Raw genomic sequence first — 23974 nt, 5'->3', positions numbered from 1 at the left:
CCCCGAGCCGCGAACCGCGTCCGAAATACCGAACGAGAAGGACAGCCAGTGACCGACACCGCCACGGCAGCCCGCAGGCCCGGGGAGCAGGCGCTCTCCGCGCTCGGCCTGGGTGCGCCCGCCCTCGACCCCGCCGACGCCTCGCCGCACACCTTCCCCGGCGGCGGTCGCTGGCGCACCGAGATCCCCTCCTGCGAGGGTCCCGAGGCGCTGGCGGTCATCCTCAAGGAGTCCTCGCGCCTCGATGTGCCGATCCACCGGATCAGCCAGGGCAGCGGCGTGTGGATGCTGACCGACGCCGAGATCACCGAGATGGTCGAGGCCACGGCCGAACGCGACATCGAGCTCTGCCTGTTCACGGGTCCGCGCGGGACCTGGGACATCGGCGGCTCGGTCCGCTCCGACTCACGCGGCGGGGGCCTGCGCGCCCGGGGCCACGACGCGGTGGCCGGCTGCCTCGAAGACGCCGTGCGGGCAACGGAGTTGGGCGTCAAGTGCCTGCTCGTCGCCGACGAGGGCGTGCTGTGGACGCTGCACCGGGCACGCGTCGCCGGGATCATCCCGGCGGACACCACGCTCAAGGTCTCGGCGCTGATCGGTCCCGTCAACCCGGCCGCGTACGCGGTCTACGAGCAGCTGGGCGCCGACTCTCTCAACGTGCCCAGCGATCTGACGCTGGATCATCTCACCGAGATCCGGCGGGTGTCGGCGGCTCCGATGGACATGTACATCGAGGCGCCGGACGACCTCGGTGGCTATATCCGGATGTACGAGGTCGCCGAGCTGATCCGGCGCGGCGCCCCGCTGTACCTGAAGTTCGGCCTCTCCAAGGCCCCCGGTATCTACCCGTGGGGCACCCACCTGCGGGACGTCACCCTCGACACGGCGCGCGAGCGGGTCCGTCGGGGCCGTCTCGCCCTCGACCTGCTGGCCCGCCACGGCGCGGACGGCGACATGGCTCCGCTGGGCACGAGGTTGCCGGGGTCCTTGAACCGTTTCCCCGTCGAGGCTGCCACTGACTGACCGTCGGGGGCTGGTCGCGCAGTTCCCCGCGCCCCTTATGAACGCGGCCCCAGTTTCCACAGGCACCCCGCATCACCCGCACCTGTCAACACCGGGCCTGCACCACACAACACAACCGAACCAACCCCACGCCCGCTGCACCTCTCAACGACGAGAAGATTGAGGCCAGTTCATATGCGCATCCGCAGAAGCCGCGCCCTCCCCCTCATAGCCGGCGCCGCCACCCTCGCGCTGACCCTGTCCGCGTGCGGGCAGAGCGGTTCGGGCGGCAGCAAGGAGAAGGAGAGCAGCGCCAAGGGCGGCACGATCGGCATCGCGATGCCGACGAAGTCCTCCGCGCGCTGGATCTCCGACGGCGACAACATGGTCAAGGACCTCAAGTCCAAGGGCTACAAGACCAAGCTGGTCTACGGCGAGGACGACCCGGACACCCAGGTCTCCCAGATCGAGAACATGATCACCCAGGGCGTCAAGGGCCTGATCATCGCGGCGATCGACAACAAGTCCCTGAACAACGTGCTTCAGGAGGCCGCGGACGCGAAGATCCCGGTCATCGCCTACGACCGCCTGATCCTCGGCACGAAGAACGTCGACTACTACGCCTCGTTCGACAACACCAAGGTCGGTGTCCTCCAGGGCACCTACATCATCCAGAAGCTCGGTCTGGACAAGGGCAAGAAGGGCCCGTTCAACATCGAGCTGTTCGCCGGTTCGAACGACGACAACAACACCAAGTACTTCTTCAACGGCGCGATGAGCGTGCTCCAGCCGTACATCGACAAGAAGATACTGGTCGTCAAGTCCGGGCAGACCGCGCTGAACAAGGTCACCACCCTGCGCTGGGACGGCACCAAGGCGCAGAACCGCATGGAGGACATCCTCACCGGCTCCTACAAGAGCGGCCGGGTCGACGCGGTGCTCTCGCCCTACGACGGCATCTCCATCGGCATCCTGTCCGCGCTGAAGTCGGACAGCTACGGCTCCGCTGCCAAGCCTCTGCCGGTCATCACCGGCCAGGACGCGGAGCTGGCCTCGGTGAAGTCGATCATCGCCGGCGAGCAGACGCAGACTGTCTACAAGGACACCCGCGAGCTGGCCAAGGTCGCGGACACCATGATCGACGACGTCCTCAACAAGAAGACGCCGCAGACCAACGACACCAAGACCTACGACAACGGCACCAAGGTCGTCCCCGCCTACCTGCTCCAGCCGGTGAGCGTCGACAAGACGAATTACGAGGACGTGCTGGTCAAGGGCGGGTACTACACGGACGCTCAACTCAAGTAAGTCCGCGGCCAGTTACCCGACCCCACACTTGATTGGAAGGCACGACCATGGCGGGACCCGTCCTGGAAATGCGCTCGATCGTCAAGACCTTTCCCGGTGTCAAAGCGCTGTCGGACGTCACTTTGACGGTCCGTCAGGGCGAGGTCCACGCCATCTGCGGTGAGAACGGCGCCGGGAAGTCCACCCTGATGAAGGTGCTCTCCGGCGTCCATCCGCACGGCAGTTACCAAGGCGACATCCTCTTCGAGGGAGAGGAGTGCCACTTCCGCGACATCCGGGCGAGCGAGCACCGCGGCATCGTCATCATCCACCAGGAGCTGGCACTGGTGCCGTTCCTCTCCATTGCCGAGAACATCTTCCTCGGCAACGAGCACGCCACGCGCGGGCTCATCAACTGGAACGAGACCCTGCGGCACGGCACCGAACTGCTGCGCCGGGTGGGTCTCAGCGACCACCCGGAGACCCGGGTCGCCGACATCGGCGTGGGCAAGCAGCAGCTGGTGGAGATCGCGAAGGCGCTGTCGAAGAAGGTGAAGCTGCTCATCCTGGATGAGCCGACGGCGGCCCTGAACGACGAGGACAGCGGCAAACTCCTGGACCTCATCCTGGAGTTGAAGAACCAGGGCATCACCTGCATCATCATCTCGCACAAGCTGAACGAGATCCGCAGGGTCGCCGACTCGGTGACGATCCTGCGTGACGGCCGCTCCATCGAGACCCTCGACGTGAAGGCGCCGGAGACGACCGAGGAGCGGATCATCTCCGGCATGGTCGGCCGCGACCTCGACCACCGCTTCCCCGAACGCACCCCGTACGAGGGGAAGCCCGAGGCGGCACCCGCCATGGAGATCCGCGGCTGGACCGTGTTCCACCCGATCGACCAGCAGCGCAAGGTAGTTGACGATGTGTCAATAAATGTGCGCAGGGGCGAGATCGTCGGCATCGCCGGACTGATGGGCGCCGGCCGCACCGAACTCGCGATGAGCGTCTTCGGCCGTTCCTACGGCCGTTACGCCGGCGGCACGGTCCTCAAGGACGGGCAGGAGATCCGTACGAAGTCGGTCGCGGAGGCGGTCGGCCACGGCATCGCCTATGTCACCGAGGACCGCAAGCACTACGGCCTCAACCTCATCGACACGATCAACCGGAACATCTCGCTGGCCGCCCTGAACAAGGTCTCCCAGCGCGGAGTCGTCGACGAGCACGAGGAGCGGCAGGTCGCCGAGCGGTTCCGCAAGTCCATGAACATCAAGGCGCCGACGGTGTTCGAGCCGGTGGGCAAGCTGTCCGGCGGCAACCAGCAGAAGGTCGTCCTCAGCAAGTGGATCTTCGCTGGTCCCGAGGTGCTGATCCTGGACGAGCCCACCCGAGGCATCGACGTGGGCGCCAAGTACGAGATCTACACGGTCATCGACCAACTCGCCGCCGAGGGCAAGGCAGTGGTCTTCATCTCCTCCGAACTGCCGGAGCTGCTCGGCATGTGCGACCGCATCTACACGATGGCGGCGGGCCGGCTGACCGGTGAGGTACCCCGGGCCGAGGCCACGCAGGAAGTGCTGATGCGCCAGATGACGAAGGACAAAGAGGTAACGCGATGAGCACGGACGTGACCGCCAAGAGCCCGGCCCCCGCGCCACCGGGCAAGAGCGGATCGGCCGCGGACAGCGGCCTGTTGTGGCTGGTGCTGGACGGCCTGCGGCGCAACATGCGCCAGTACGGCATGCTGATCGCCCTCGGTCTGATCGTGATCCTCTTCGCGGTCTGGACCGGCGGGGACCTGCTGCTGCCGCGCAACGTCTCCAACCTGGTGCTGCAGAACAGCTACATCCTGATCCTCGCCATCGGCATGATGCTGGTCATCATCGCCGGGCACATCGACCTGTCCGTCGGTTCGCTCACGGCGTTCGTGGGCGCCTTCGCGGCCGTCCTGATGGTCAATCACCAGGTGTCGTGGCCGGTCGCGTTGGTGCTGTGCCTGCTGATGGGCGCGGTGGCGGGCTCGGTACAGGGGTTGTTGATCGCCTACGCGGGCATACCGTCGTTCATCGTCACGCTCGCCGGAATGCTGCTCTTCCGCGGACTCACGGAGATCCTCCTCCAGGGCCAGACGCTGGGCCCCTTCCCCAACGGTCTGCAGAAGTTCGGCAACGGCTTCCTGCCCGAGGTCGGCCCGAACACCAACTACCACAACATCACACTGCTGTTGGGCCTGGCGATGATCGCCGCGGTGGTGTGGCAGGAGTTCCGCGACCGGCGAAGGCAGCAGGAGTTCTCGCTCGACGTGGCGCCGACGAAGCTGTTCCTCCTCAAGCTCGTCGTCATCGTCGCCGCGATCCTCTGGCTCACCATGCTGCTCGCCAGCTACAACGGCGCGCCGATCATCCTGATCGTCCTCGCCGTCCTGGTGGCCGGATACGGCTATGTGATGCGCAACTCCGTCTTCGGCCGCCACATCTACGCGATCGGCGGCAATCTGCCGGCCGCGAAGCTGTCCGGCGTCAAGGACAAGCGCGTCACCTTCCAGGTGTTCCTGAACATGGGCGTGCTCGCGGCCCTGGCGGGTCTGGTGATCACCGCCCGCCTCAACGCGGCCTCGCCGAAGGCCGGTGACGGCTACGAACTGGAGGCCATCGCCTCCTCGTTCATCGGTGGCGCGTCCATGAGCGGCGGTGTCGGCACCGTCTTCGGTGCCATCATCGGCGGTCTGGTCCTCGGCGTGCTGAACAACGGCATGAACCTCCTCAGCGTCGGCACCGACTGGCAGAAGGTCATCAAGGGCCTCGCCCTGCTGGCCGCGGTCGGCTTCGACGTGTGGAACAAACGCAAGTCCGGTTCGTAAGTCCAGCGCGACGCTCCGCTGGGAAGGCCGTATGAAAGCTGCGGGCCGTACATGGCTGGTCGCGCAGTTCCCCGCGCCCCTTGGGCGCGGGGACCAGTGGAGCCCCCCTTCAACGCACAAGGGAGCCGCTCAATGGAACTGAACAGACGCACGGTCATTGCAGGAGCCGCGGCAGCCGGTATCGCCGCGAGCACACTCGGTACGGGTACGGCGCAGGCAGCCTCGGGAGGCAAGAAGCCCGTGAAGGAACTCTTCGGCACCCTCGCCGACGGCAGCAAGGTCTACCGCTGGTCGCTGGAGAACGGCGGCACCCGGCTCAAGGTGCTGTCGTGGGGCGGGGTCGTCCAGTCCCTGGAACTCCCGGACCGGCACGGCAAGTACGCCAACGTGTCGCTCGGCTTCGACAACATCGCCGACTACGTGGCGAAGACCCCGTACTTCGGCGCGCTGATCGGCCGCTACGGAAACCGCATCGCCAAGGGCCAGTTCACCCTGGACGGCAAGAGCTACCAGCTCTCCGTCAACGACGGGGTCAACAGCCTGCACGGCGGCACCCAGGGCTTCGACAAACACATCTGGGACGTGGAGGGCTTCACCGCCGGCTCCGACGTCGGCCTGCACCTCTACTACACCAGCGTCGACGGCGAGATGGGCTACCCGGGCACCCTCAAGGTGAAGGTGACGTACACGCTCAACAAGCACGGCGACTGGCGCATCGACTACGAGGCCACCACCGACAAGGCCACGGTCGTCAACCTGACCAGCCACGTCTACTGGAACCTCGCCGGCGAGGGCAGCGGCACCATCGAGCACCACGAACTCACGATCCCCGCCGCCCGCTACACGCCCACCGACTCGGGGCTGATCCCCACGGGCGAGTTGGCCAAGGTCTCGGCCACCCCCTTCGACTTCCGCAAGACGAAGCCGATCGGCCGTGACATCCGGGCCGGCCACGTCCAGCAGGTGCAGGCCAAGGGCTACGACCACAACTGGGCCCTCGACAAGGGCATCACCGCGAAGCCCGAGCATGCCGCGACCCTGCACGACCCGCACTCCGGCCGCACCCTGAAGATCGCCACCGACCAGCCGGGGCTGCAGTTCTACACGGGCAACTTCCTCGACGGCACCCTGACCGGCACCGGCGGCCACACCTACCGCCAGGGCGACGCGCTGTGCCTGGAGACCCAGCACTTCCCGGACTCGCCGAACCACGCGAACTTCCCGTCGACAGTGCTGCGGCCTGGTCAGACGTACAAAACGTCGACGATCCACACGTTCAGCTCCTGAAGCCTCACAGCTGACGCGTAGTTCGGACCCGGGGTTCCCGAACTCACACCATTTTCACATCCGTTGAACAGTGCCACTCCCGTCTCCGTACTCAAGGGTGGCCCGTGCTCCCCCGCGCGGGCCACCCAAGACGACGGGCCCGGTCGTCCCCGCCGGGCCCGCCTTCATACGGAGGTTCCATTGGCCGACTCCAACGTCACCTCGCTGTTCCGCAGTACGGCGGCGCACAGCCCGTCGATGGCAGCGCTGGCGCGTGAGAGCGACGGCACCGGCCCCGTGGACTTCTGTATCCCGTGCAACCCGTACTTCCCCACCCCCGCCATGTTCGACCAGATGGCGGCCCGGTTGCGCGAGATCATCACGTACTACCCGAGCAGCGCCGACACCATCACGGCCGAGCTGTGCAATCTGCTCCAACTCCCGCCGAGCTGCGTCGCGATGGGCAACGGTTCCACCGAACTGATCACCTGGATCGACCACTTGATGGTCCGCGAGTCCCTCGCCATCCCCGTCCCCACCTTCGGCCGCTGGACCGACCAGCCCATGGAGACCGGCAAGCGGGTCGACATGTTCCCGCTCCAGGAGTCCAACGGCTTCGCCCTGGACCTCGCGCAGTACGCCGAGTTCATCCGCAAGCGCAACACCAAGGTCGCCGTCATCTGCAACCCGAACAACCCCGACGGCGGCTTCCAGCACAAGCAGGCGCTCGTCCAGTTCATGGACGCGATGGCCGACCTGGACCTCGTCATCATCGACGAGTCGTTCCTGGAGTTCGCCGACGCCGAGGTCGAACCCAGCGTCGTACAAGAGGCGATGTTGCGCCCCAACGTCGTCGTGCTGCGCAGCCTCGGCAAGAACTTCGGTCTGCACGGCATACGGTTCGGCTACCTCGTCGCCAACCCGGCCCTCGCCGGGCGCATCCGCTCGATGCTCCCGAAGTGGAACCTCAACGCCTTCGCCGAACACGTGGTGTTCATCCTCAAGGAGCACGGCGCGGAGTACGCGCAGAGCCTCCAGCAGGTGCGCCGCGACCGACTCGACATGGCGAGCCAGCTCTCCGCGCTGCCCGGCCTGACGGTCTATCCGTCGCAGGGCAACTTCCTCTTCGTGCGCCTCCCCGTGGGCGCCGAGGGGACCGTGGTCCGGGACCGGATGCTCACCGAGCACCGCATCCTGGTCCGCGAGTGCGGTAACAAGATCGGTTCGTCCAGCCGCTTCCTGCGCCTCGTGGTGCGCCCCGAGACGGACGTGCGTCGCCTGGTGTCCGGCCTGGAACAGGTGCTCTACGGGACCAGGAGGGGAGCCGCCGTACCCGAGCTGAGCACAGGGACCAGCTACAGCTCGGGTACGGCGGCCGTGGATCGTCTTGTCGGGGCGACGAACGGTGCGGGCCTGCAGATGCCCGCGGCGATCACGCAGATGCAGCCGCAGCCCGTGCCCATGCAGGTACCGGCGGCTGCGGTGCCTCAGCCGCAGCCTGTTCCTTTGCCTGTTCCGCAGCCCCAACCCCAACCCCAACCCCAGCCGCAGTACCAGCCGATGGTTGCCGTCGCGCAGGCTCCGCAGATGCCGATGCAGCCCGTTGCGCAGATGCCGGAGCAGTTGGCTCAGGTGTCGCAGCAGATGCCCGTGATGCAACAGCCTCAGCAGCAGCCGTACGGTACGCCTGCGCCTGCGCCGGTGCCTCAGGGGCCGACGCCCACTGGTGTGCCTGCGCGTAATGGGCTTACGGCCGCGCAGGTTCGGGGCGCCACCAGTCCCAACGGGATGCAGAATCTTGCGCCTGCGCCCGCCACCGGGTGGCCCAATGCTCAGAGTTGGCCCAATGCTGCGGGGATGGGGCAGGCGGGCTGAGGAATCGTTGCCGGGTGCGGGTGCGCTGTGGCTGGTCGCGCAGTTCCCCGCACCCCTTGGGTCAACTGACCCTTACGGCGTTCAGTAGTGAGGCTCCCAGCGGTAGCTCGTGGCGGGCCTCCACCTCGAAGCCTGTCTTCTCCAGGAGTAGGCGGTAGTGGTCCTCGTCCCGTTCCTGGCCGCCGACGTTGCACAGCATGTGGATGTCCCAGGCGATTGCCGTCGGCGCCGGCAACAGGCGTTCCACCACCAGTAGTTGGGCTCCTGGGCGCATTGCCTTGGCGCAGTTGTCGAGGATGGTCAGGCAGCGGTCGTCGTCCCAGTCGTGGAGGACTCGGGACAGGAGGTAGATGTCGCCGTCCTCCGGTACGGACCGGGTGAAGTCGCCCGCTACGAAGGAGCAGCGTTCGGGGAGTCGGGGGCGGGCCGCTTCCAGGGCCTCGGGGCGTTCCAGGAGTACGCCCTCCAAGTGGGCGTGGGTGCGCAGGAGTCGGGCCAGCAGCGCGCCGTTTCCGCCGCCCACGTCGACCACGCGTCGTGCGGCCGAGAAGTCGATCAGGGTCGGTACCGGGGCGAACATCTCGGCGCTCGCCGCCATCGCGCGGTGGAACAGGTCGCCGAGTTCGGGGTGTTGGGCGAAGTACGGGAAGTGGTGCTGGCCGTAGCGGTGGGCGAAGGCTTCCTGGCCGGTGCGTACGGAGTGGGTCAGGCCGCTGAAGGAGTCGTAGAACGGGCCGCCGTAGAGCTGGGCCAGCGGGTGGAGGGAGAACTCCGTGCCCGTGCGCAGGGGTTGGCCGGTGGCGGTGAGGTGGTAGGTGCCGCCGGCCGAGGTGAGCAGGCCCAGTGAGGTGAGGTAGCGGAGCAGGCGTCGTAGTGCGTCCGGGTCGGTGGCGGTGAGGTCGGCCAGGGTGTCGGCGCCGATGCCCGGGTGATCGGCCAGGTGGTCGGCGATGCGCAACTCGGCCATGGTGGCGACCGCTTGGGTGGCCCAGGCTCCGGTCATGACGCCGAGCAGGGAGGCCGTCGGGTCGGGGAGCGGGGTGTGGCGGCCGGGGAGGCGGAGTTCGAAGCGGCGGTGGGTTCGGGTGCGGTGGTAGAGGACGGTGACGTTCTCGTGGCCGTTGTAGCCGCCGCCGTCGGGGACCGCGCCGCCCCGCTCCTGGAGGAGGAGCCGTAGGCCTGCGGGGACCACCGGGCCGGGGGCGGTGACCGCGAAGGCGTGGTGCGACTCGTGTTCCGCCTCGCGTTCGTCGGCAGCTACGGCCTCCAGTGGGGAGTCCGGGGGGACCGGGAGCGCGAAGATCTCCACGCTGCGGGTGCCGACCGCGACGTGCACGATGCCGACCGGGGTCTCGGCGAGGGTGGGGCCGTAGCGGCGGGCGAGGCGTTCGCGGACCACGACGCTCGGGGTGACGGCGCCGGGTTCGAAGCCGAGGCGGCGGAGTTCTTCGCAGAGGCCGTCGAGGGAGTCGGGGAAGACGAGGACGGCGGTGTGGTCGAAGACCAAGTGGCGGGCGACGTCGGCCCGTTCGGCGGGGGTGAGGTCCGGGAGCAGTTCGGCCAGGACGGCGTCCGTGTCGTGGGCCTCGACGTAGGCCGCCGCTCGCCGGATGCGTTGTACGTCGGCCTCGGCGAGGCGCGCCTGTGCGACGGGGAGGTTCATGAGGGGGTTCCCGGTGATCGTGTGTGGGGACGGGAGACGGGGTCAGATGCCGGTGTAGTTCTCGGCGAAGAAGTCCTGGTGCGTGCGGGAGGTGCGCAGGCTGTCGAGGCGGGCGTACTGGAGCGCGCGGCCGTAGCGGGCCTCGGCGTCCTCGGTGGTCGGGCCGTGCAGCAGGCCGCTCATCCAGTGCGAGAACTCGTGGGCCCGCCAGACGCGGGGCAGGCAGTCGGCGGCGTAGCGGGCGAGGTCGCTCTCGTCGTCGCGGGTGAGCGCCGACACGAAGGCCCGGGCGAGGCGTTCGGCCTGGAGTACGGCGAGGTTGGCGCCCTTGGCTGCGGAGGGGCTGATGAGTCCGGCGGCGTCTCCGGCCAGCCAGAGGCGTCCGGCGCCGGGGCTGTCCAGGACGTCGGAGCGCAGGTCGACGACCGTCTTCTCCAGCACGGGACCCTGCTTCAGCGGGCCGAACTCGGCGGTACGGAGCCGGATCTCCAGCTCGGACCAGATCCGGTCCTCGCTCCAGTCGGCGGGATCGGTGCCGCGCGGGCACTGGAGGTAGTAGCGGGTGACGGTCGCCGTACGGGCCATGTGGCCGGCGAATCCGCGGTCGTGCAGGGCGTATCCGACGGCGGCGAGGCTAGGCGGGGCCTCGGCCAGCACCGCCAGCCAGGTCACGCCGTGGTCCCAGCGGGCGGTACGGGTGCCCTGCGCCACGAGGGTGCCGCGGGCGACGCCCCGGTGTCCGTCGCAGCCGGCGACATAACGCCCGGTGACGTCGTCGCCGCCGCGTACCCGTACCCGGCCCTCGGAGATCTCCTCGGCCTCGGCGCCGAAGCGGATCTCGCCGCCGCGCCGCAGATACTCGGCGAGCAGGTCCCGCACCAACTCCTGCTGGGGGTAGACGGTGTGGACCTCGCCGCGCCCCAACTCGCCGTAGTCGAGGGTGAATTCACCCTGCCCGCTGCGGAAGAGGCAGGTCCGGTGCGTGCGGCCTCTGGCCAACAGACCGGTGTCCAGGCCATGTTGGGCGAGAACACGTACGGAGTGGGCGGCCAGGAAGCCTGCTCTGGCCCGCCCTTCCACCGCCGCGCGTCCGCGCCGTTCCAGGATCACGCAGTCGATGCCCTGGTCCAGGAGCAGGTTCCCCAGGACCAGCCCCGCCGGGCCCGCGCCGACGATCACCACCCCGGTCCGCGTCCCGGAGTCGAATCGTTTCCCCACAACCACCCCTGATCTTGCTTTTTCGGCCAAGGGGTTTCATATCAGCAAGATCACGGCGATGAGGAATTGAAAGTGACCATGTAGCCCATAAGGTCCAATTGGGCATATGTCAGTGGTCGTTGTCCAGGTGCAGCTTCAGCAGGTCCACGCCGTAGTCGCCGCCGTTGGGGGTGCGGATGATGGTGTGGATGTGCTCCTGGGACGGGGTGCCGCCGCCCATGCCCATGCCGCCGCCGGGAGGGCCGCCGCCGTTGGCGCTCGGGCTCGCACTGGCGCTGGCACCGGCGCTCGGGCTCGCGGAGGAGGCCTCGTGGTAGAAGAGCGGGGCCTGGGCGTCGTACTCGATGAGCACGACCGGGCTGTGGATGCGGTAGTAGAAGGCGGACGTGTCCTTGGTCTCGCCCATCCAGTAGAAGTACGTGTCGTCGAGGTGCTTCTCCACCTCGGTCATCTTGACCTCGGCGTGCCCCTCGTTGATGTAGCCGATGTAGACGCGGGCCACGTCCAGGAGCTTCTCCCGCTGCGCGGAGGTGAGTTCGGAGCCGCGCACACCCTCGTAGGCGAGCTTGAGGTTGTCCGAGCCGGCGCCGGCCTTCATGTCCTCGTTGCCGTTGCCCTGCGAGGAGACCGCCTTGGCGAGCTGGGCCTTCGTGAGGGAGCGGATCATGGCCAGGCCGGCCGTCGTCTCCGGCCGGAACAGGGTGATCTTCTCGCCCTTGTACGTGGCCGTCGTCGGCTCGGACCCCATGAAGGTCGGCGTCATCACGACCTGGTCGCCGAGCACGAAGTAGTTGATGGCGACGTGGTGGCCCTCGTACTGGAAGCCCCACGGCTTCGTGGTCGACGGGGTGCCCATGAAGGTGAAGAAGTAGTGGCCCTCGGTCAGGGTCTTCTGGTTGCCGCCGTTGGAGTCGCCGAGGAACTGGTTGAGTTTCATGATGTTGCGGGTCTGGGTGAGGCCGTCGGCGGAGAGCGCGACGCCGAGCAGCGCGTAGCCGAGATCGCGCTTCTTCTCCGTGAGGTCGCCCATGCGGACGCCCTTGCGGGCGTAGCCGTCGACGTTGCTCCAGGCCGTCCACTCGTCGGCGTCGATGTCGAACGTGCAGGACTTGCGCTCCTTCGCGGAGAGCCCGTCGAGGAACGCCTGCGCCGCCTTGACCAGTCCGTCCGTGGAGACGCCGGTCGAGTGGATGGTGAACAGGTCGTCGACGACCTTGCCGTCGGCGGTGACGCCCTTGAGATCCTTGTACTTGACCTGGGAGACCCCGGGACCCATGCCGCCACCCCCGCCCCCGCCGGGCCCGCCCGAGGGCATACCGCTCGGGGCGCCGGACTGTGCGGCGGAGGACGAACTCGCCGTGTCCGACGAGTCGTTGGAGCATCCGGTCATGGTCGCCACGGCGGCGACACCTCCGGCGAGCAGCGCCTTGTTCATGAACCAGCGGCGGCTGCGCTCGGATGCGGGGGTGTGGGGTCGGTGTCCATGCATGGGGATCAGAGTCCATGCCGAACCTGAAGTGTTCTTGTCAGCAACCTGTGAGGAGAAGGCTACTCGGGGGTGCCGGGCCCGGCAGGAAGCGACGGCGGCGCTCCCTGGCCGACGCGCTGGGAGAGGATCATCATGCCGAGGCCGCCGAGAGCCGTCGCCGTGGTGACGGCTGTCAGCACCATGCTGACCGCCGGGTCGACATCCATCAGTGCGACTACCGCGTGATACAGGACGACGACGCCGAACAAGGTGTATCCGGCGCCCCAAAGCCGAGGCCTGAGCACCTTGCGGGCCAGCCAGGGAAACACCCAGGACGTCGTGACGGCCGTGACGCCCACGGCGAGACAGAAGAAGGCGACGGCGAAAAGCAGCACGTTCAGGGCTATGAGCACTGGCCAATTATCGCACTGGTGGGGCCACTTGGAAACGGGATGACCACCGAGGCGCGTCGACTTCCGCGCGGACGGTTTTCCCCAGCGGCTCCCGGTCCAGTACCTCCCAGAGCCTGTTGCAGCGCATGCGAGCATGGACCCGGAACCGTGGACCGTGCGCACGACCTCACATCCGTCGCTCCAGTGAGTGCGCCATCACCCCGGGAATCCTGATCGTCTCCCCGCCCGCTCCGTGGGTGCCGGCTGCCTGCGCAGGGGGCAGTCCGTGCCTGCGCGGGCCGTCAACTCGGCGCGGAGGACGGCCAGTTCGGCCATGCGGGTGTCGATGACGGTGATCTTGTCGGCGAACAGGGCCGACAGGGCCGCCGCCTGGTCCGGGGCCTCGGCCAACTCCTCGCCGTGCTCGGCGATTTCGGCCAGGGAGAAGCCGAGGGCCTGTGCCGTGCGGACGTACTCGAGCCAGGGGACCGCCTCGGGCGGGTAGTCGCGGTACCCGTTCGCCCGGCGCTCGCTGGTGAGGATGCCCACCTGTTCGTAGAACCGGAGGGCGTCCCTGCTCAGACCCACCCGTGTCGCCAACTCCCCGATGCGCATGCCCACATGATGACTTGACCTTGGACCCCACTCCACTGTTTAGCGTCGGCGGCATGAAGATCGCTTCCTATCTCCGGGTCGTGCGGGCCAGCGCCTGGTACGACCTCGTCGTGACGGCCGGCTTCGCGACCCCGTGGACGTACACGCTGGTGCACGACACGCTGTCGTCGCTCGGCCGGGACTGGGGGCTGGGTGTGCTGCCCGAACTCGACCCGATCCAGACCCTGTACGCGAATCTGATGGGGTCGGTGGTGGTCGTCTGGGCCGTGTTGCGGCTCGTCCGGCCGCTGGCTCTGCACGGTCTGTTCGACGGGGTCGCCCGCGTGCTGTTCACCGCCTGGCAGGGTTACGCCCTCGCGCAGGGCGCCCCGCGGTTCCTGTGGCTGTTCCTGGGTGTGGAGGCGCTGTTCGGCGTGCTCCAACTGGCGCCATGGTGTCGGCCGGGAACGGAGTTGCGGGAGCCGCTGGTGCCATGATGCGGGCATGGCTCAGTCATCGCAGGACTCCTCGGTCACCAAGGACGGCATGACCGCGGCACAGGCCGTCGACCGCATCGAGGCCGCGGCGCCGCCGCGCCCGCACGACCGCCGTCTGCACGCGCGGGGCGCCGTCTACGACGCGCGCTTCGTACCCAGCGGGCAGGTCTCGCGGTGGACGACCGCCGCCTGTCTCGCCGTCGAGTCCGAGGCGGTCGTGCGGTTCTCCAACGGCTCGGGCCGCTACGACGCCGACGACCGGGTGCGCGGCGTACGCGGGATGGCCGTGAAGTTCCTCGACGCCGACAAGGGCGTCATGGACCTGGTGGCCGCGACCTTCCGGGTCTTCCCCAGTCACAATCCCGAGGGATTCATCGACCTCGTCGAGGCGTTGGGCAAGGCCGGTACGGAGGGCGGGCTCGCCGACCGGGCGAAGGGGAAGCTGGCGGCGGCCGGCAAGTTCGCCACCGTGCTGGTCCAACACCCGGAGAGCCGGGGGGCGTTGAAGTCCTTCGCGGGTCAGCAGGCGCCCGCGAGTTTCGCCACCGCCCGCTACGACGGGCTGCACGCCTTCGTGTTGGTGGACGAGGCGGGTGAGCGCAGGCCGTTCCGCTACCGCCTCGTGCCCCAACTCGGCGAAGTGGAACTGGATTCGGCGTACGGCGAGACGCTGGCCCCGGACTTCCTCATCGGCGACCTCGACTCCCGGCTCGCGACCGGGCCCCTGTCCTTCACCCTGGTGTTCCAGTTCGCGGAGCCGGGCGACCCGACCCACGACCCCTCACAGGCCTGGCCCGAACACCGCCCGCTGATCCCCGCCGGACAGCTGCACGTGACGGCCCGCTCGGCCCGCGAGGACCACTGGCAGCAGCAGGTGTTCGACCCCAGCCGCCTCGCCCCCGGCGTGGAACTCTCCGACGACACCATGGTGACCTTCCGCCGCCACGCCTACTCCGTCTCGGCCGAACGCCGACTCGCCCCCTGACGCCTGCCCCCGACCCTCGACCCTCGACTCAAAAAAGTGTGTCACTTTCCGCCCAAAGTGACACACTTTTTTGCACCCCACCCCCCGGACCCCCACCCCTCGGCGGCGCTTGCCGCCCCATCGCGCCGACGAGGGGCAGGTATCCGCAATAGCCATGCCCCCTGTCTCACAAGGAACTTGACGCTTCGTCACTTTGCCACCCTCACAGCGGACGAACAGGGTCCGCCCCTACGGTGCCGTGTCCATGACAGAAACTGGAGCAGGAACCAACCCGATCGGACGCCGCACCGTACTGATCGCCACGGGCACCACAGCCGCCGTACTGGCCGTAGGAGCCGCCGCGCCCGAAGCCCCCACAACCCCCACCGCTTCCCCCGCCGCAGCCGCAGCCGTCTGCACCCTCACCAAGGAGATGACCGAAGGCCCCTACTACCTCGACGGGGCCCTCGTCCGCGCCGACGTCACCGAAGGCAAGGCCGGCATCCCGCTCAAGCTGGCCCTCACCGTCGTGAACGACAGCACCTGCGCCGTGATCCCCAACGCGCTCGTCGAGATCTGGCACTGCGACGCGCTCGGCGAGTACTCCGGCTACGTCGGCAACAACGGCCACAGCGAACCGGACGACGGCACCTTCCTGCGCGGCGGCGTCCTGACGAACTCCAGCGGCCTCGCCAACATCACCACGATCTACCCGGGTTGGTACCGGGGCCGGTGCGTGCACATCCACGTCAAGGTGCACACCGGCGTCACGCTCACCTCGAACGGCTCGTTCACCGGCGGCCAGGAACTCCACACGGGCCAGCTGTTCATCGACGAGACGATCACCACCGCCGTCGCCAAGATCTCGCCGTACTCGACGAACACGGTCACCCGCACCACCCTCGCCCAGGACTCGATCTACGACGACGGAGGCGCCGCGTCCGGCCTCATGACCCTTGCCGCGCTGGGCAGTTCGACCTCGTCGGGCTACACCGGCACCCTGACGCTCGGCGTCCAGCAGGGCTGAACCGAAGGGGTGGCCCGCGGTGCGACACGGGCCACCCCCGCATCACCTCAGGAGGCCGGGCACTCCTTCCACGCCATGTGGTAGATCGTGCTGATGTCGCCGTCCGTCGAGTCCATGGTCATGAAGCTGACCGCGCTGGACGACGAGGTGCCGGCGGCGACCCTCAGCTCCGTGTTGATGTTGAAGTTGCGCTGAACTCCACAGGGCGCCCAGACCAGTTGAGCCCAGTCGGTGCTGTCGGTCGCCTGCCAGTTGTCGTCGTAGGGGCCGTTGAACGGGTGGTTCTTGGCCACGGTGCTCGACGACCCCTGGAAGTAGTACGAGGCCTTCTGCGCACCGCTCGCGCCGCGCTGGAGCGAGGCGAAGCCGCGGTAGTCCACGCTCGCGATGGCGTAGGTGAAGCCCTGCGGGACGTGGACGACCAGGTTGAGCTGGCAGTTCTTGCGGAACGCCGTGGGGTCGGAGTTGCCGCCGACCTGGGCGAGATACGCGCTGTAGGTCACCGTGAAAGCGGTGTTGTCCTCGGAGACGGCGACCGCCGTCGTGCCCTGCGGGCAGCCCGAGCCGTTCACGGTCGCGACGTTGATGACGATCTTGTCCGGCGGCGGGTCGTCGAACACGGGCGACGACGAGTGCTGCGCGGACGGCAGCGCGGTGGCGAGCAGTGCGGCGACCGCACCACTCAGGAGGAGCCCACCAGGCATGGTTTCTCCTTGTGTTGGGGGGTGGCTGTGCCCCAAGTCTTTGAAGAACCAATGAAGTTCCTGTGAAGACCGACGGGGCGCTCGCATCGTAGGAAGCCGCACACGGAACGGTCAGGGCGAACTCAGGCCATTCACAGACGCGTCTTTCACATACTCTCCACAGTGTGTGAACTCTGTGGAAATAAGCGGGCGTTGACCGATCCGTCCCCAGGCGCTTCACAGCCGCACATTAAGGAATCCTTCAGGTACGGCCGTAACTTCGCTGTCCATGACGGGAAAACGAGAGCACAACTCGCTCAACGGCGCTCTCGTCCGCACGATCGGCGCTGAGGGTGCAGACGCCGGAGCCGGCGGAGGTCGACGCGGGCGCCGCGTCCGGCCTGCTCACCCTGACCGTGGGCGTCAGCACGAGTTGATCTGGAGGCGGATGAATCGGACGTACTGATCGGCTGTCGCCCCTCGGCGGACTCGGACTCGGTCCGCGCCCCCAGCGCCCTCTCCCGGCGATGGACGCGGACCGAGTACGCCCGGGCGGCAGCCCATGTCCCGTACAGCTCCCACCCGCGCCCCGAACCGTCACGGGTTCTCCCACGCCGCCGGTTCCGCCGCCAGCCGCCGTACCGGCTCCGGCAGCGCGTCCGCCGCGATGTCCGCGAGCGTGACCCCCTCCAGGATCTTGCGGACATTGGCGCGCAGCGCGATCCACAGGGGCAGGAGCGGTTCGGCGGAGCCGGTGTAGGCCAGGCCGGTGGGGCGCTCGCCGCGCACCGACACGATCGGGCCGTCCACCGCGCGGATGACGTCCGCGACGGTGATCGCGGTCGCCTCGCGCGCCAGCCGGTAGCCGCCGCCCCCGCCACGCCGGCTGTCGACGATCCCGGCGCGCCGGAGATCACCGAGAATTCCCTCCAGGAACTTGTGCGGGATGCCCTGCGTGGTGGCGATGGTCTCGGCCTTCAGCGGGCCGTCGTCACCCCGTACGGCGAGCTCCAGAACCGCCCGTACCGCGTAATCCGCCCGTGCCGAGATCCTCATGCGTCCATTGTGGGCCGTTCTGGCGTACAGAATGACCCCGCACGACGGCCTCCCGGGATGACCACGGAAAATGGCTTCGCACGTGCCGCCGACGGACCGGACCCGAGAGGAGCTTCCAGTGGAGCTGAGCAGGCGTACCTTCAGCACCCTCGCGGGTACGGCCGCGCTAGGACTCGCGCTGGGCGGTGGCAGCGCCGGTTCCCCGGACGCGTACGCCGCGCACGTCGTACCGACCGGCCCGCCGCCCGCCCCGCCGGGTGCGGACGGACTGCCGCACACGATCGGCTACGACCGCTACTCCCTGGTCGTCGACGGCAGGCGCCTGGTCCTGTGGTCGGGCGAGATGCACCCGTTCCGGCTGCCGAGCCCGTCGCTGTGGCGGGACGTCCTGCAGAAGATGCGCGCCTTCGGCTACAACGCGGTCAGCATCTACGTCTCGTGGAACTACCACTCCCCCGCGCAGGGCCGCTACGACTTCACGGGCGTCCGCGACCTCGACCTGTTCCTGCGCATGGCCGCCGAGACCGGCCTCTACGTCATCCTGCGCCCGGGCCCGTACATCAACGCGGAGATCGACGCGGGCGGCTTCCCCGGCTGGCTGACCGCCACCAAGGGCACCGCCAGGACGGCCGACCCGACGTATCTCTCGCATGTCGACGAGTGGCTGACCCAGGTCAACTCCATCGTCTCCAAGCACCTGTTCACCCAGGGCACAGGCACGGTCCTGCTCTACCAGATCGAGAACGAGTACGACGCCCAGACCACCCAGCCGACCGGCACCGCCTACATGTCCCACCTGTACAAGAAGGTGCGCGCCGACGGCATCGACGTCCCCCTGTTCCACAACGACAAGGGCCGCAACGGCTATTGGACCCCCGGCTCCTTCGACACCGGCGGCGACACGGGCGGTTGGCTGTACGGCTTCGACGGCTATCCGACGCCGACCGGGCCGCCGCCGGACTGGGGCCACTTCGGGATCGGCGGCGCCAAGGGCGGGGCCACCGCCAGCCCCAAGACCCCTGGTTTCGTACCGGAGTTCGGGGGCGGCTGGTTCGATCCGTGGGGCGGGTCCTGGTTCGAGGGGAAGGGGTACGCGGAGTCGCGCCGGACGCGTGACGCGGCGTACGAGCGGCGCTTCTACCTCACCAACCTCGCCAACGGACTCACCCTGCACAACGTCTACATGACCTTCGGCGGCACCTCGTGGGGCTGGCTGCCGGCACCGGTCGTCTACACGTCGTACGACTACGGCGCCGCCTTCGACGAGGGCCGCAACCCGACCGCGAAACTCGTCCCGATGCACCAACTGGGCCATCTGCTGCGGACGGTGCCCGACTTCGCCAAGCTGGACCGGGCGGCGGACGTCACGGTGGACGGGCTGAAGGCGTACCACCTCACCAACGCCGACACCGGCTCCCATGTCTACGTCCTGCGCAACGACACCGCGGCGGACGTGACCTCCACGCTGTCGACCGCGGACGACGACATCGAGGTCACCGTCCCGGCCCAGGACGCCCGTCTCCTCGTCACCCGACTCGCCCTGGGCGGGCGCAGGTTGAGGTACTCGACCGCCACGCCGATGATGGTGCTCACCGCCGGCCGGCAGGACATCGCCGTGTTCGCCGGGAAGCGCGGCGAGATGGCGCACGCCGTGGTGGAGTGCCCGGAGGAGCCGGTGGTGACCCGGCTCGACGCACAGGCCGCGTGGGTGTGGGACCGCGGCATCCTGCATGTCACCGTCCCGCTCGGCATCGGCGGTCTGACCCGGGTCCTCGTCCAGGGCGGCGGCGTCGACAACGCCCTCCTGCTGGTCTTCGCCGACGAGGCCGGCTCGGTACGCCTGTGGCCGTACGAGACCGGTTCGGGGACCGCTCTGGTCTACGGCCCGGCACTGCTGCGCGAGGCCACCGTCAGCGGCACGACCGCCCACCTCACCGGCGACACCATCGCGGAGACCGGCCTGGAGGTGTGGGGGCCGCGCGGCATCACCGAGGTCACCTGGAACGGCAAGGCCGTGCCCGCCACCGTCACCACCGCGGGCAGCCTGCGCTCCAACCCGGACGCGCTGCTGCCGGGGGTGCCCGCGGTACCGCTCCCCGTGCTCGACGGCTGGCGCCGGAAGGTGGAGAACCAGGAGGCCGCGGTCGCCTTCGACGACTCCAAGTGGGCTGTGGCGAACAGGACTTCGTCGTTCAGCACGACGGCCGTCCCGTCCGGACAGCCGGTGCTCTTCGCGGACGACTACGGCTTCCACTACGGCGACGTCTGGTACCGGGGCCGGTTCGCCACGGCCGCCACCGACGCCCTGGAATCGGTGACCCTCGCCTACAGCACCGGCACACAAGGGCTGTTGATGGCCTGGCTCGACGGCGAGCCGCTCGGCACCCACCGGATGCCGGTGCCGACCACCAGCAGTGTGCGGCAGGGGAGTTGGACCGCGAAGGCAACGCTTACGGTCCCGGAGAAGCTGCGCACGGCCGGTCCGCACGTCCTGTCCGTCCTGGTCCGGCGGATGCAGCACGACCAGGACGGCAAGGCCCTCGACACCCACAAGGTCGCCCGCGGCCTCACCGCCGTGACCTTCAAGGGCGCCTCCCCGAAGGTGAGTTGGCGCCTCCAGGGCGAGGCGGCACCCGACCCGGTGCGCGGGCCGCAGAACAACGGCGGCCTGTACGGCGAACGCGAGGGCTGGCATCTGCCGGACTTCGCGGACTCCGGCTGGGAGGCCGTCACCCTCCCCCGCGCCGACAAGCGGCAGGGTGTGGCCTGGTACCGGACGACCTTCAAGCTCGCCGTGGACACCGGTATCGACGCCTCGATCGGCCTCGTCCTCGACGACGACCCGACGCGCGCCTACCGCGTCCAGATCTTCCTGAACGGCTGGAACATGGGCCAGTACATCAACGACGTGGGCCCACAGCACACCTTCGCCCTGCCGAACGGGATCCTCCGCACACGGGGCACCAACACACTGGCGCTGGCCGTCCTGTCCGACGGCACCACACCGGCGGGCCCGAAGGACGTACGGCTGACCCTGCTGGGCAGCGCGGCCGGAGGAGTACCGGTGACACCAGTGACCTCCCCCGGCCGCTAGCCACTTCAAGCGAGCCGGATCACGTTCCAGGACAGCGGCTCCAGTACGGCGGTCAGGGTGCCGTCCTGGAGGGCGGTGCCCTCGACCTGGTGCGGGGCCACGCGGTCGGGGTCGTCGAGGGTGTTCCGGGCGTCCGGGTCGGCGTCCGCGAGGGCGCTGTGCTCGACGACCGACGTCAAGTCGAGCCCGTTCAGGCCGACTTGGAGCGGGAGCGACTCGGTGCGGCTGCGGTTGACGGCGAACACCGTGACCGAACCGTCCTCGCCGCGCACCGCCGTGGCGTGCAGCAGGTCGGCCTCGCCGTACTGCTTCGTCTCATGCTTCGGGGAGTCGACGCGGACGTCCAGGACCTGGCCCCGGCCGTACTTCGAGGCCTGCGCGAACGGGAAGAACGTCGTCTGCCGCCAGGCCGGGCCGCCGGGTTCGGTCATGATCGGCGCGATCACGTTGACGAGCTGGGCGAGGCAGGCGACGGTGACGCGGTCGGCGTGCCGGAGCAGGGCGATCATGAGCGAGCCGAAGACGACGGCGTCCATGACGCTGTAGTTGTCCTCCAGGAGTCGCGGCGCCTCCGGCCAGTCGGCCGGGTCCGCGTTCTTCGTGTGCTCCTCCCAGTCCGCCGTGTACCAGACGTTCCACTCGTCGAAGGACAGGTTGATCTTCTTCTTCGACTTGAGGCGGGCGCCCACGTGGTCGGCGGTCGCGACCACGTTCTCGATGAAGGACTCCATGTCGACGGCGGAGGCGATGAAGGAGTCGAGGTCGCCGTCGAGCGGCTGGTAGTAGGCGTGCAGCGAGATGTAGTCGACCAGGTCGTACGTCTCCTGGAGGACAGTCGCCTCCCAGGCGGCGAAGGTGGGCATCGCCTGGGAGGAGGAGCCGCAGGCGACGAGTTCGACACCGGCGTCGATCTGGCGCATCGCGCGGGCCGTCTCGGCGGCGATCCTGCCGTACTCCTCGGCGGTCTTGTGGCCGGTCTGCCAGGGGCCGTCCATCTCGTTGCCGAGGCACCAGACGTTGATGCCGAAGGGCTCCTTGTCGCCGTCGGCGACGCGCTGTTCGGAGAGGGCGGTGCCGGAGGGGTGGTTGGCGTACTCCTGGAGTTGCAGGGCCTCGGCGACGCCACGGGTGCCGAGGTTGATCGCCATCATCGGCTCGGCCTGGGGGCCGATCTTCTTCAGGAACGCGATGTACTCGGAGAGGCCGAAGCGGTTCGTCTCCGTCGAGCGCCAGGCCAGGTCGAGGCGGCGGGGGCGGGATTCGGCGGGGCCCACCGAGTCCTCCCAGCGGTAGCCGGAGACGAAGTTGCCGCCGGGGTAGCGGATGGCGGTCACCCCGAGTTCGCGGACGAGGTCGAGGACGTCCTGGCGGATGCCGTCCTCGTCCGCGGTGGGGTGGTCCGGTTCGAAGATGCCGGTGTAGACGCAGCGGCCGAGGTGTTCCACGAAGGAGCCGAAGAGGCGGGGGTTGACTTCGCCGACGGTGAAGGCGGGGTCGAGGGTGAAGCGGGCGGTGCGCGTGCTCATGGGGTCCTTTCACAGGGTGCTTACTTGAGAAGAGGCCAGCCGTCTCTTGTCCAGCTCAGGGTGTTGAGCCCCAGCTTCGGGATGCCTGAATCCTCTCCGTCGTAGTAGTGGTATGCCAAGACATACTGACCTTTGTCTTGGAAGACGGACTCTCCGCCCGGGCCGATGTAGCGGCCGTGGCTCGCCAGGAGCAGATCGCCGCCGCCCGCCGGCATCGGCTTGCCGGTGCTGTCCGCGTACGGGCCCGTGATCGACGTGGAGCGGCCGACCCGGATCTTGTAGGTCGAGTTCACGCCCGCGCAGCAGGCGTCGTAGGAGGCGAAGAGGTAGTAGTAGCGGCCGTGCTTCAGCACGTACGCGCCCTCCACCGCGTACGGCGCGTCGGGGCGGGTGGCCAACTGGGCGACCGGCGCACCCGGGATCGCCTTGCCGGTGGCGGGGTCGAGTCGGACCATGCGGATGCCCGTCCAGTACGAGCCGAAGGCCATCCACAGTTTTCCGTCGGCCCGGACGACGGCCGGGTCGATGGCGTTCCACTCGTCCGTGGTCTCCGAGGTGAACGCCCTGCCGTGGTCGGTCCAGGTGCCGGGGAGGCCGGTCGGGGAGGTGGCGACGCCGATCGCGGAGTGGTTGGTGCCCCAGGAGGAGACGGCGTAGTAGAGCCAGTAGCGGCCCGCGCGGTAGGAGAGGTCGGGGGCCCAGGGGTCGCCGGCGGAGTTGTAGTCGTACCACCAACTCGGGGGCGCGGCGAAGGCGTTGCCCGCGTCGTCCCATTGGACGCGGTCCTTCGAGGTGCGGGCGCCGATGACACCACCGGTCGAATAGGCCACGTAGCCACCGGACTTGAGGTGGATGACCGTGGGGTCGTGGATGATCTGCCGGCCCGTGACGGGCTGCGGGTCGGGGTAGGTGGTGTCGGCCTCGGCCGTGGCGGGGAGGAGCGCGATCACCGCGGCGGCGAACAGGGTCGTCAGTCTCGGGTGCTTCAACTCGGTACCTCCGTCGGTGAGTCGTCGGCGCGCCGCGCGTCCGCTTCTTTCACGCCGTACTTGGCGAGCGGGCCCGTGCCCCGGGGGCCCGGAAGGCGGCCCGGCGCGAGGCCGGGGCCGGCCGCGGCCGGGAGGTGTGCGGGGTTCAGGTCGCGTGGTCCCATGTCCCTGCCCTTGCCGGTAGGAGTCCCCTCGTGTTCGAAATACCGCATAGCGCTCGTAACTTCGAACGGGACGGTAAAATCGAAGCGCGTTCGCGTCAATGGGTTGAGCACAGTGCAACGTTCATTCACGGCGTCGATTTCCGGACACAGCGGTCGTTCCCGGTCCCACAACGGCCACCGAACGACATGACGTCGGCAGTTGTGGACGCGTAACCTCGGACCGGCTGTGCGGCGGACGGCGAGACGAGGGGGCGTACGACGTGGTGACTTTCCTCGGCGGGCTGTCCGATCACTCGAACACGACCCGATGCGCCAGACGTTGGATCACCTCCGTCCCCTCCTCGGTGGA

Annotated in this window: 20 protein-coding genes; 10 read left to right on the top strand and 10 right to left on the bottom strand. The window is 68.5% G+C overall.

Going from position 1 to position 23974, the window contains the following annotated elements; genetic code table 11:
* Positions 1-48: 48 nt before the first annotated feature.
* The 6 genes from OC490_RS11125 (at position 49) to OC490_RS11100 (ending at position 8290) form a co-directional block, all read left to right on the top strand.
* A complete protein-coding gene (locus OC490_RS11125) occupies positions 49-1023 on the top strand; it encodes a hypothetical protein (protein WP_262057708.1) in 975 nt (324 codons plus the stop codon).
* 174 nt (positions 1024-1197) lie between these two features.
* Positions 1198-2310, top strand: coding sequence for a multiple monosaccharide ABC transporter substrate-binding protein (chvE, locus tag OC490_RS11120; RefSeq protein ID WP_262057707.1), 1113 nt, complete (start codon positions 1198-1200; stop codon positions 2308-2310).
* A gap of 47 nt (positions 2311-2357) precedes the next feature.
* Positions 2358-3908, top strand: coding sequence for a multiple monosaccharide ABC transporter ATP-binding protein (gene mmsA, locus OC490_RS11115; protein WP_262057706.1), 1551 nt, complete (start codon positions 2358-2360; stop codon positions 3906-3908).
* On the top strand, positions 3905-5149 hold the full coding sequence (mmsB, locus tag OC490_RS11110) for a multiple monosaccharide ABC transporter permease (protein ID WP_262057705.1): 1245 nt from the start codon (positions 3905-3907) through the stop codon (positions 5147-5149). Before mmsA ends, mmsB begins: the two co-directional genes overlap by 4 nt.
* A 132-nt stretch (positions 5150-5281) precedes the next feature.
* Positions 5282-6436, top strand: coding sequence for an aldose epimerase family protein (locus OC490_RS11105; protein ID WP_262057704.1), 1155 nt, complete (start codon positions 5282-5284; stop codon positions 6434-6436).
* A gap of 180 nt (positions 6437-6616) precedes the next feature.
* Entirely contained in the window at positions 6617-8290 is a 1674-nt protein-coding gene (locus OC490_RS11100; protein WP_262057703.1) for a pyridoxal phosphate-dependent aminotransferase, read from the top strand.
* A gap of 61 nt (positions 8291-8351) precedes the next feature.
* Here OC490_RS11100 and OC490_RS11095 read toward each other — a convergent pair whose 3' ends face one another.
* The 5 genes from OC490_RS11095 to OC490_RS11075 form a co-directional block, all read right to left on the bottom strand.
* Complete coding sequence (locus tag OC490_RS11095) at positions 8352-9953, bottom strand: acetylserotonin O-methyltransferase (protein WP_262057702.1); 1602 nt, start codon at positions 9951-9953, stop codon at positions 8352-8354.
* Positions 9954-9995: 42 nt separating this feature from the next.
* On the bottom strand, positions 9996-11171 hold the full coding sequence (locus tag OC490_RS11090; RefSeq protein WP_262057701.1) for a 4-hydroxybenzoate 3-monooxygenase: 1176 nt from the start codon (positions 11169-11171) through the stop codon (positions 9996-9998).
* A 109-nt stretch (positions 11172-11280) separates the two neighbouring features.
* On the bottom strand, positions 11281-12660 hold the full coding sequence (locus OC490_RS11085) for a DUF3500 domain-containing protein (protein WP_262057700.1): 1380 nt from the start codon (positions 12658-12660) through the stop codon (positions 11281-11283).
* Positions 12661-12719: 59 nt separating this feature from the next.
* Positions 12720-13052 carry a hypothetical protein gene (locus OC490_RS11080; RefSeq protein ID WP_262057699.1) on the bottom strand — a complete coding sequence of 111 codons (333 nt, stop codon included), beginning with the start codon at positions 13050-13052 and terminating at the stop codon, positions 12720-12722.
* Between the two features lie 195 nt (positions 13053-13247).
* Positions 13248-13646 (bottom strand): MerR family transcriptional regulator, encoded by a 399-nt coding sequence (locus OC490_RS11075; protein WP_262057698.1) that lies wholly within the window; start codon positions 13644-13646, stop codon positions 13248-13250.
* A gap of 53 nt (positions 13647-13699) precedes the next feature.
* Between OC490_RS11075 and OC490_RS11070 the strand changes: the two genes are divergently transcribed.
* The 3 genes from OC490_RS11070 (at position 13700) to OC490_RS11060 (ending at position 16113) form a co-directional block, all read left to right on the top strand.
* Positions 13700-14122: a hypothetical protein gene (locus tag OC490_RS11070; protein WP_262057697.1), complete on the top strand. Its 423-nt coding sequence runs from the start codon at positions 13700-13702 to the stop codon at positions 14120-14122.
* Positions 14123-14129: 7 nt separating this feature from the next.
* On the top strand, positions 14130-15107 hold the full coding sequence (locus tag OC490_RS11065) for a catalase (RefSeq protein ID WP_262057696.1): 978 nt from the start codon (positions 14130-14132) through the stop codon (positions 15105-15107).
* A 244-nt stretch (positions 15108-15351) separates the two neighbouring features.
* The gene (locus OC490_RS11060) at positions 15352-16113 is read left to right on the top strand and encodes an intradiol ring-cleavage dioxygenase (protein WP_262057695.1); all 762 of its coding nucleotides are present in this window, start codon (positions 15352-15354) and stop codon (positions 16111-16113) included.
* Positions 16114-16160: 47 nt separating this feature from the next.
* Here the strand turns inward: OC490_RS11060 and OC490_RS11055 are convergent, their stop codons facing one another.
* Complete coding sequence (locus OC490_RS11055; protein ID WP_262057694.1) at positions 16161-16817, bottom strand: DUF4360 domain-containing protein; 657 nt, start codon at positions 16815-16817, stop codon at positions 16161-16163.
* A gap of 576 nt (positions 16818-17393) precedes the next feature.
* A complete protein-coding gene (locus tag OC490_RS11050) occupies positions 17394-17852 on the bottom strand; it encodes an RrF2 family transcriptional regulator (protein WP_262057693.1) in 459 nt (152 codons plus the stop codon).
* A gap of 118 nt (positions 17853-17970) precedes the next feature.
* Between OC490_RS11050 and OC490_RS11045 the strand changes: the two genes are divergently transcribed.
* Entirely contained in the window at positions 17971-20946 is a 2976-nt protein-coding gene (locus OC490_RS11045) for a glycoside hydrolase family 35 protein (protein WP_262057692.1), read from the top strand.
* Between the two features lie 5 nt (positions 20947-20951).
* On the opposite strand, the gene OC490_RS11040 is transcribed toward OC490_RS11045, so the two are convergent.
* The 3 genes from OC490_RS11040 to OC490_RS11030 are packed head-to-tail and all read right to left on the bottom strand — an operon-like array spanning position 20952 to position 23625.
* On the bottom strand, positions 20952-22472 hold the full coding sequence (locus OC490_RS11040) for an alpha-N-arabinofuranosidase (protein ID WP_262057691.1): 1521 nt from the start codon (positions 22470-22472) through the stop codon (positions 20952-20954).
* Positions 22473-22492: 20 nt separating this feature from the next.
* Complete coding sequence (locus OC490_RS11035) at positions 22493-23461, bottom strand: arabinan endo-1,5-alpha-L-arabinosidase (protein ID WP_262057690.1); 969 nt, start codon at positions 23459-23461, stop codon at positions 22493-22495.
* On the bottom strand, positions 23458-23625 hold the full coding sequence (locus OC490_RS11030) for a hypothetical protein (RefSeq protein WP_262057689.1): 168 nt from the start codon (positions 23623-23625) through the stop codon (positions 23458-23460). The genes OC490_RS11035 and OC490_RS11030 overlap by 4 nt, the downstream gene beginning before the upstream one ends.
* Between the last annotated feature and the right edge of the window lie 349 nt (positions 23626-23974).

Source organism: Streptomyces sp. STR69, from assembly GCF_024519455.1.
GTDB lineage: Bacteria > Actinomycetota > Actinomycetes > Streptomycetales > Streptomycetaceae > Streptomyces.
This window is presented reverse-complemented; position numbering and strand designations above follow the sequence as displayed.

What these genes read in the sequence shown, in the direction of transcription:
- chvE (WP_262057707.1), top strand. Translation starts at nt 1,198, where the DNA reads ATGCGCATCCGCAGAAGCCGCGCCCTCCCCCTCATAGCCGGCGCCGCC.
- mmsA (WP_262057706.1), top strand. Translation starts at nt 2,358, where the DNA reads ATGGCGGGACCCGTCCTGGAAATGCGCTCGATCGTCAAGACCTTTCCC.
- mmsB (WP_262057705.1), top strand. Translation starts at nt 3,905, where the DNA reads ATGAGCACGGACGTGACCGCCAAGAGCCCGGCCCCCGCGCCACCGGGC.
- OC490_RS11105 (WP_262057704.1), top strand. Translation starts at nt 5,282, where the DNA reads ATGGAACTGAACAGACGCACGGTCATTGCAGGAGCCGCGGCAGCCGGT.
- OC490_RS11095 (WP_262057702.1), bottom strand. Translation starts at nt 9,953, where the DNA reads ATGAACCTCCCCGTCGCACAGGCGCGCCTCGCCGAGGCCGACGTACAA.
- OC490_RS11085 (WP_262057700.1), bottom strand. Translation starts at nt 12,660, where the DNA reads ATGCATGGACACCGACCCCACACCCCCGCATCCGAGCGCAGCCGCCGC.
- OC490_RS11075 (WP_262057698.1), bottom strand. Translation starts at nt 13,646, where the DNA reads ATGCGCATCGGGGAGTTGGCGACACGGGTGGGTCTGAGCAGGGACGCC.
- OC490_RS11070 (WP_262057697.1), top strand. Translation starts at nt 13,700, where the DNA reads ATGAAGATCGCTTCCTATCTCCGGGTCGTGCGGGCCAGCGCCTGGTAC.
- OC490_RS11065 (WP_262057696.1), top strand. Translation starts at nt 14,130, where the DNA reads ATGGCTCAGTCATCGCAGGACTCCTCGGTCACCAAGGACGGCATGACC.
- OC490_RS11060 (WP_262057695.1), top strand. Translation starts at nt 15,352, where the DNA reads ATGACAGAAACTGGAGCAGGAACCAACCCGATCGGACGCCGCACCGTA.
- OC490_RS11055 (WP_262057694.1), bottom strand. Translation starts at nt 16,817, where the DNA reads ATGCCTGGTGGGCTCCTCCTGAGTGGTGCGGTCGCCGCACTGCTCGCC.
- OC490_RS11050 (WP_262057693.1), bottom strand. Translation starts at nt 17,852, where the DNA reads ATGAGGATCTCGGCACGGGCGGATTACGCGGTACGGGCGGTTCTGGAG.
- OC490_RS11040 (WP_262057691.1), bottom strand. Translation starts at nt 22,472, where the DNA reads ATGAGCACGCGCACCGCCCGCTTCACCCTCGACCCCGCCTTCACCGTC.
- OC490_RS11030 (WP_262057689.1), bottom strand. Translation starts at nt 23,625, where the DNA reads ATGGGACCACGCGACCTGAACCCCGCACACCTCCCGGCCGCGGCCGGC.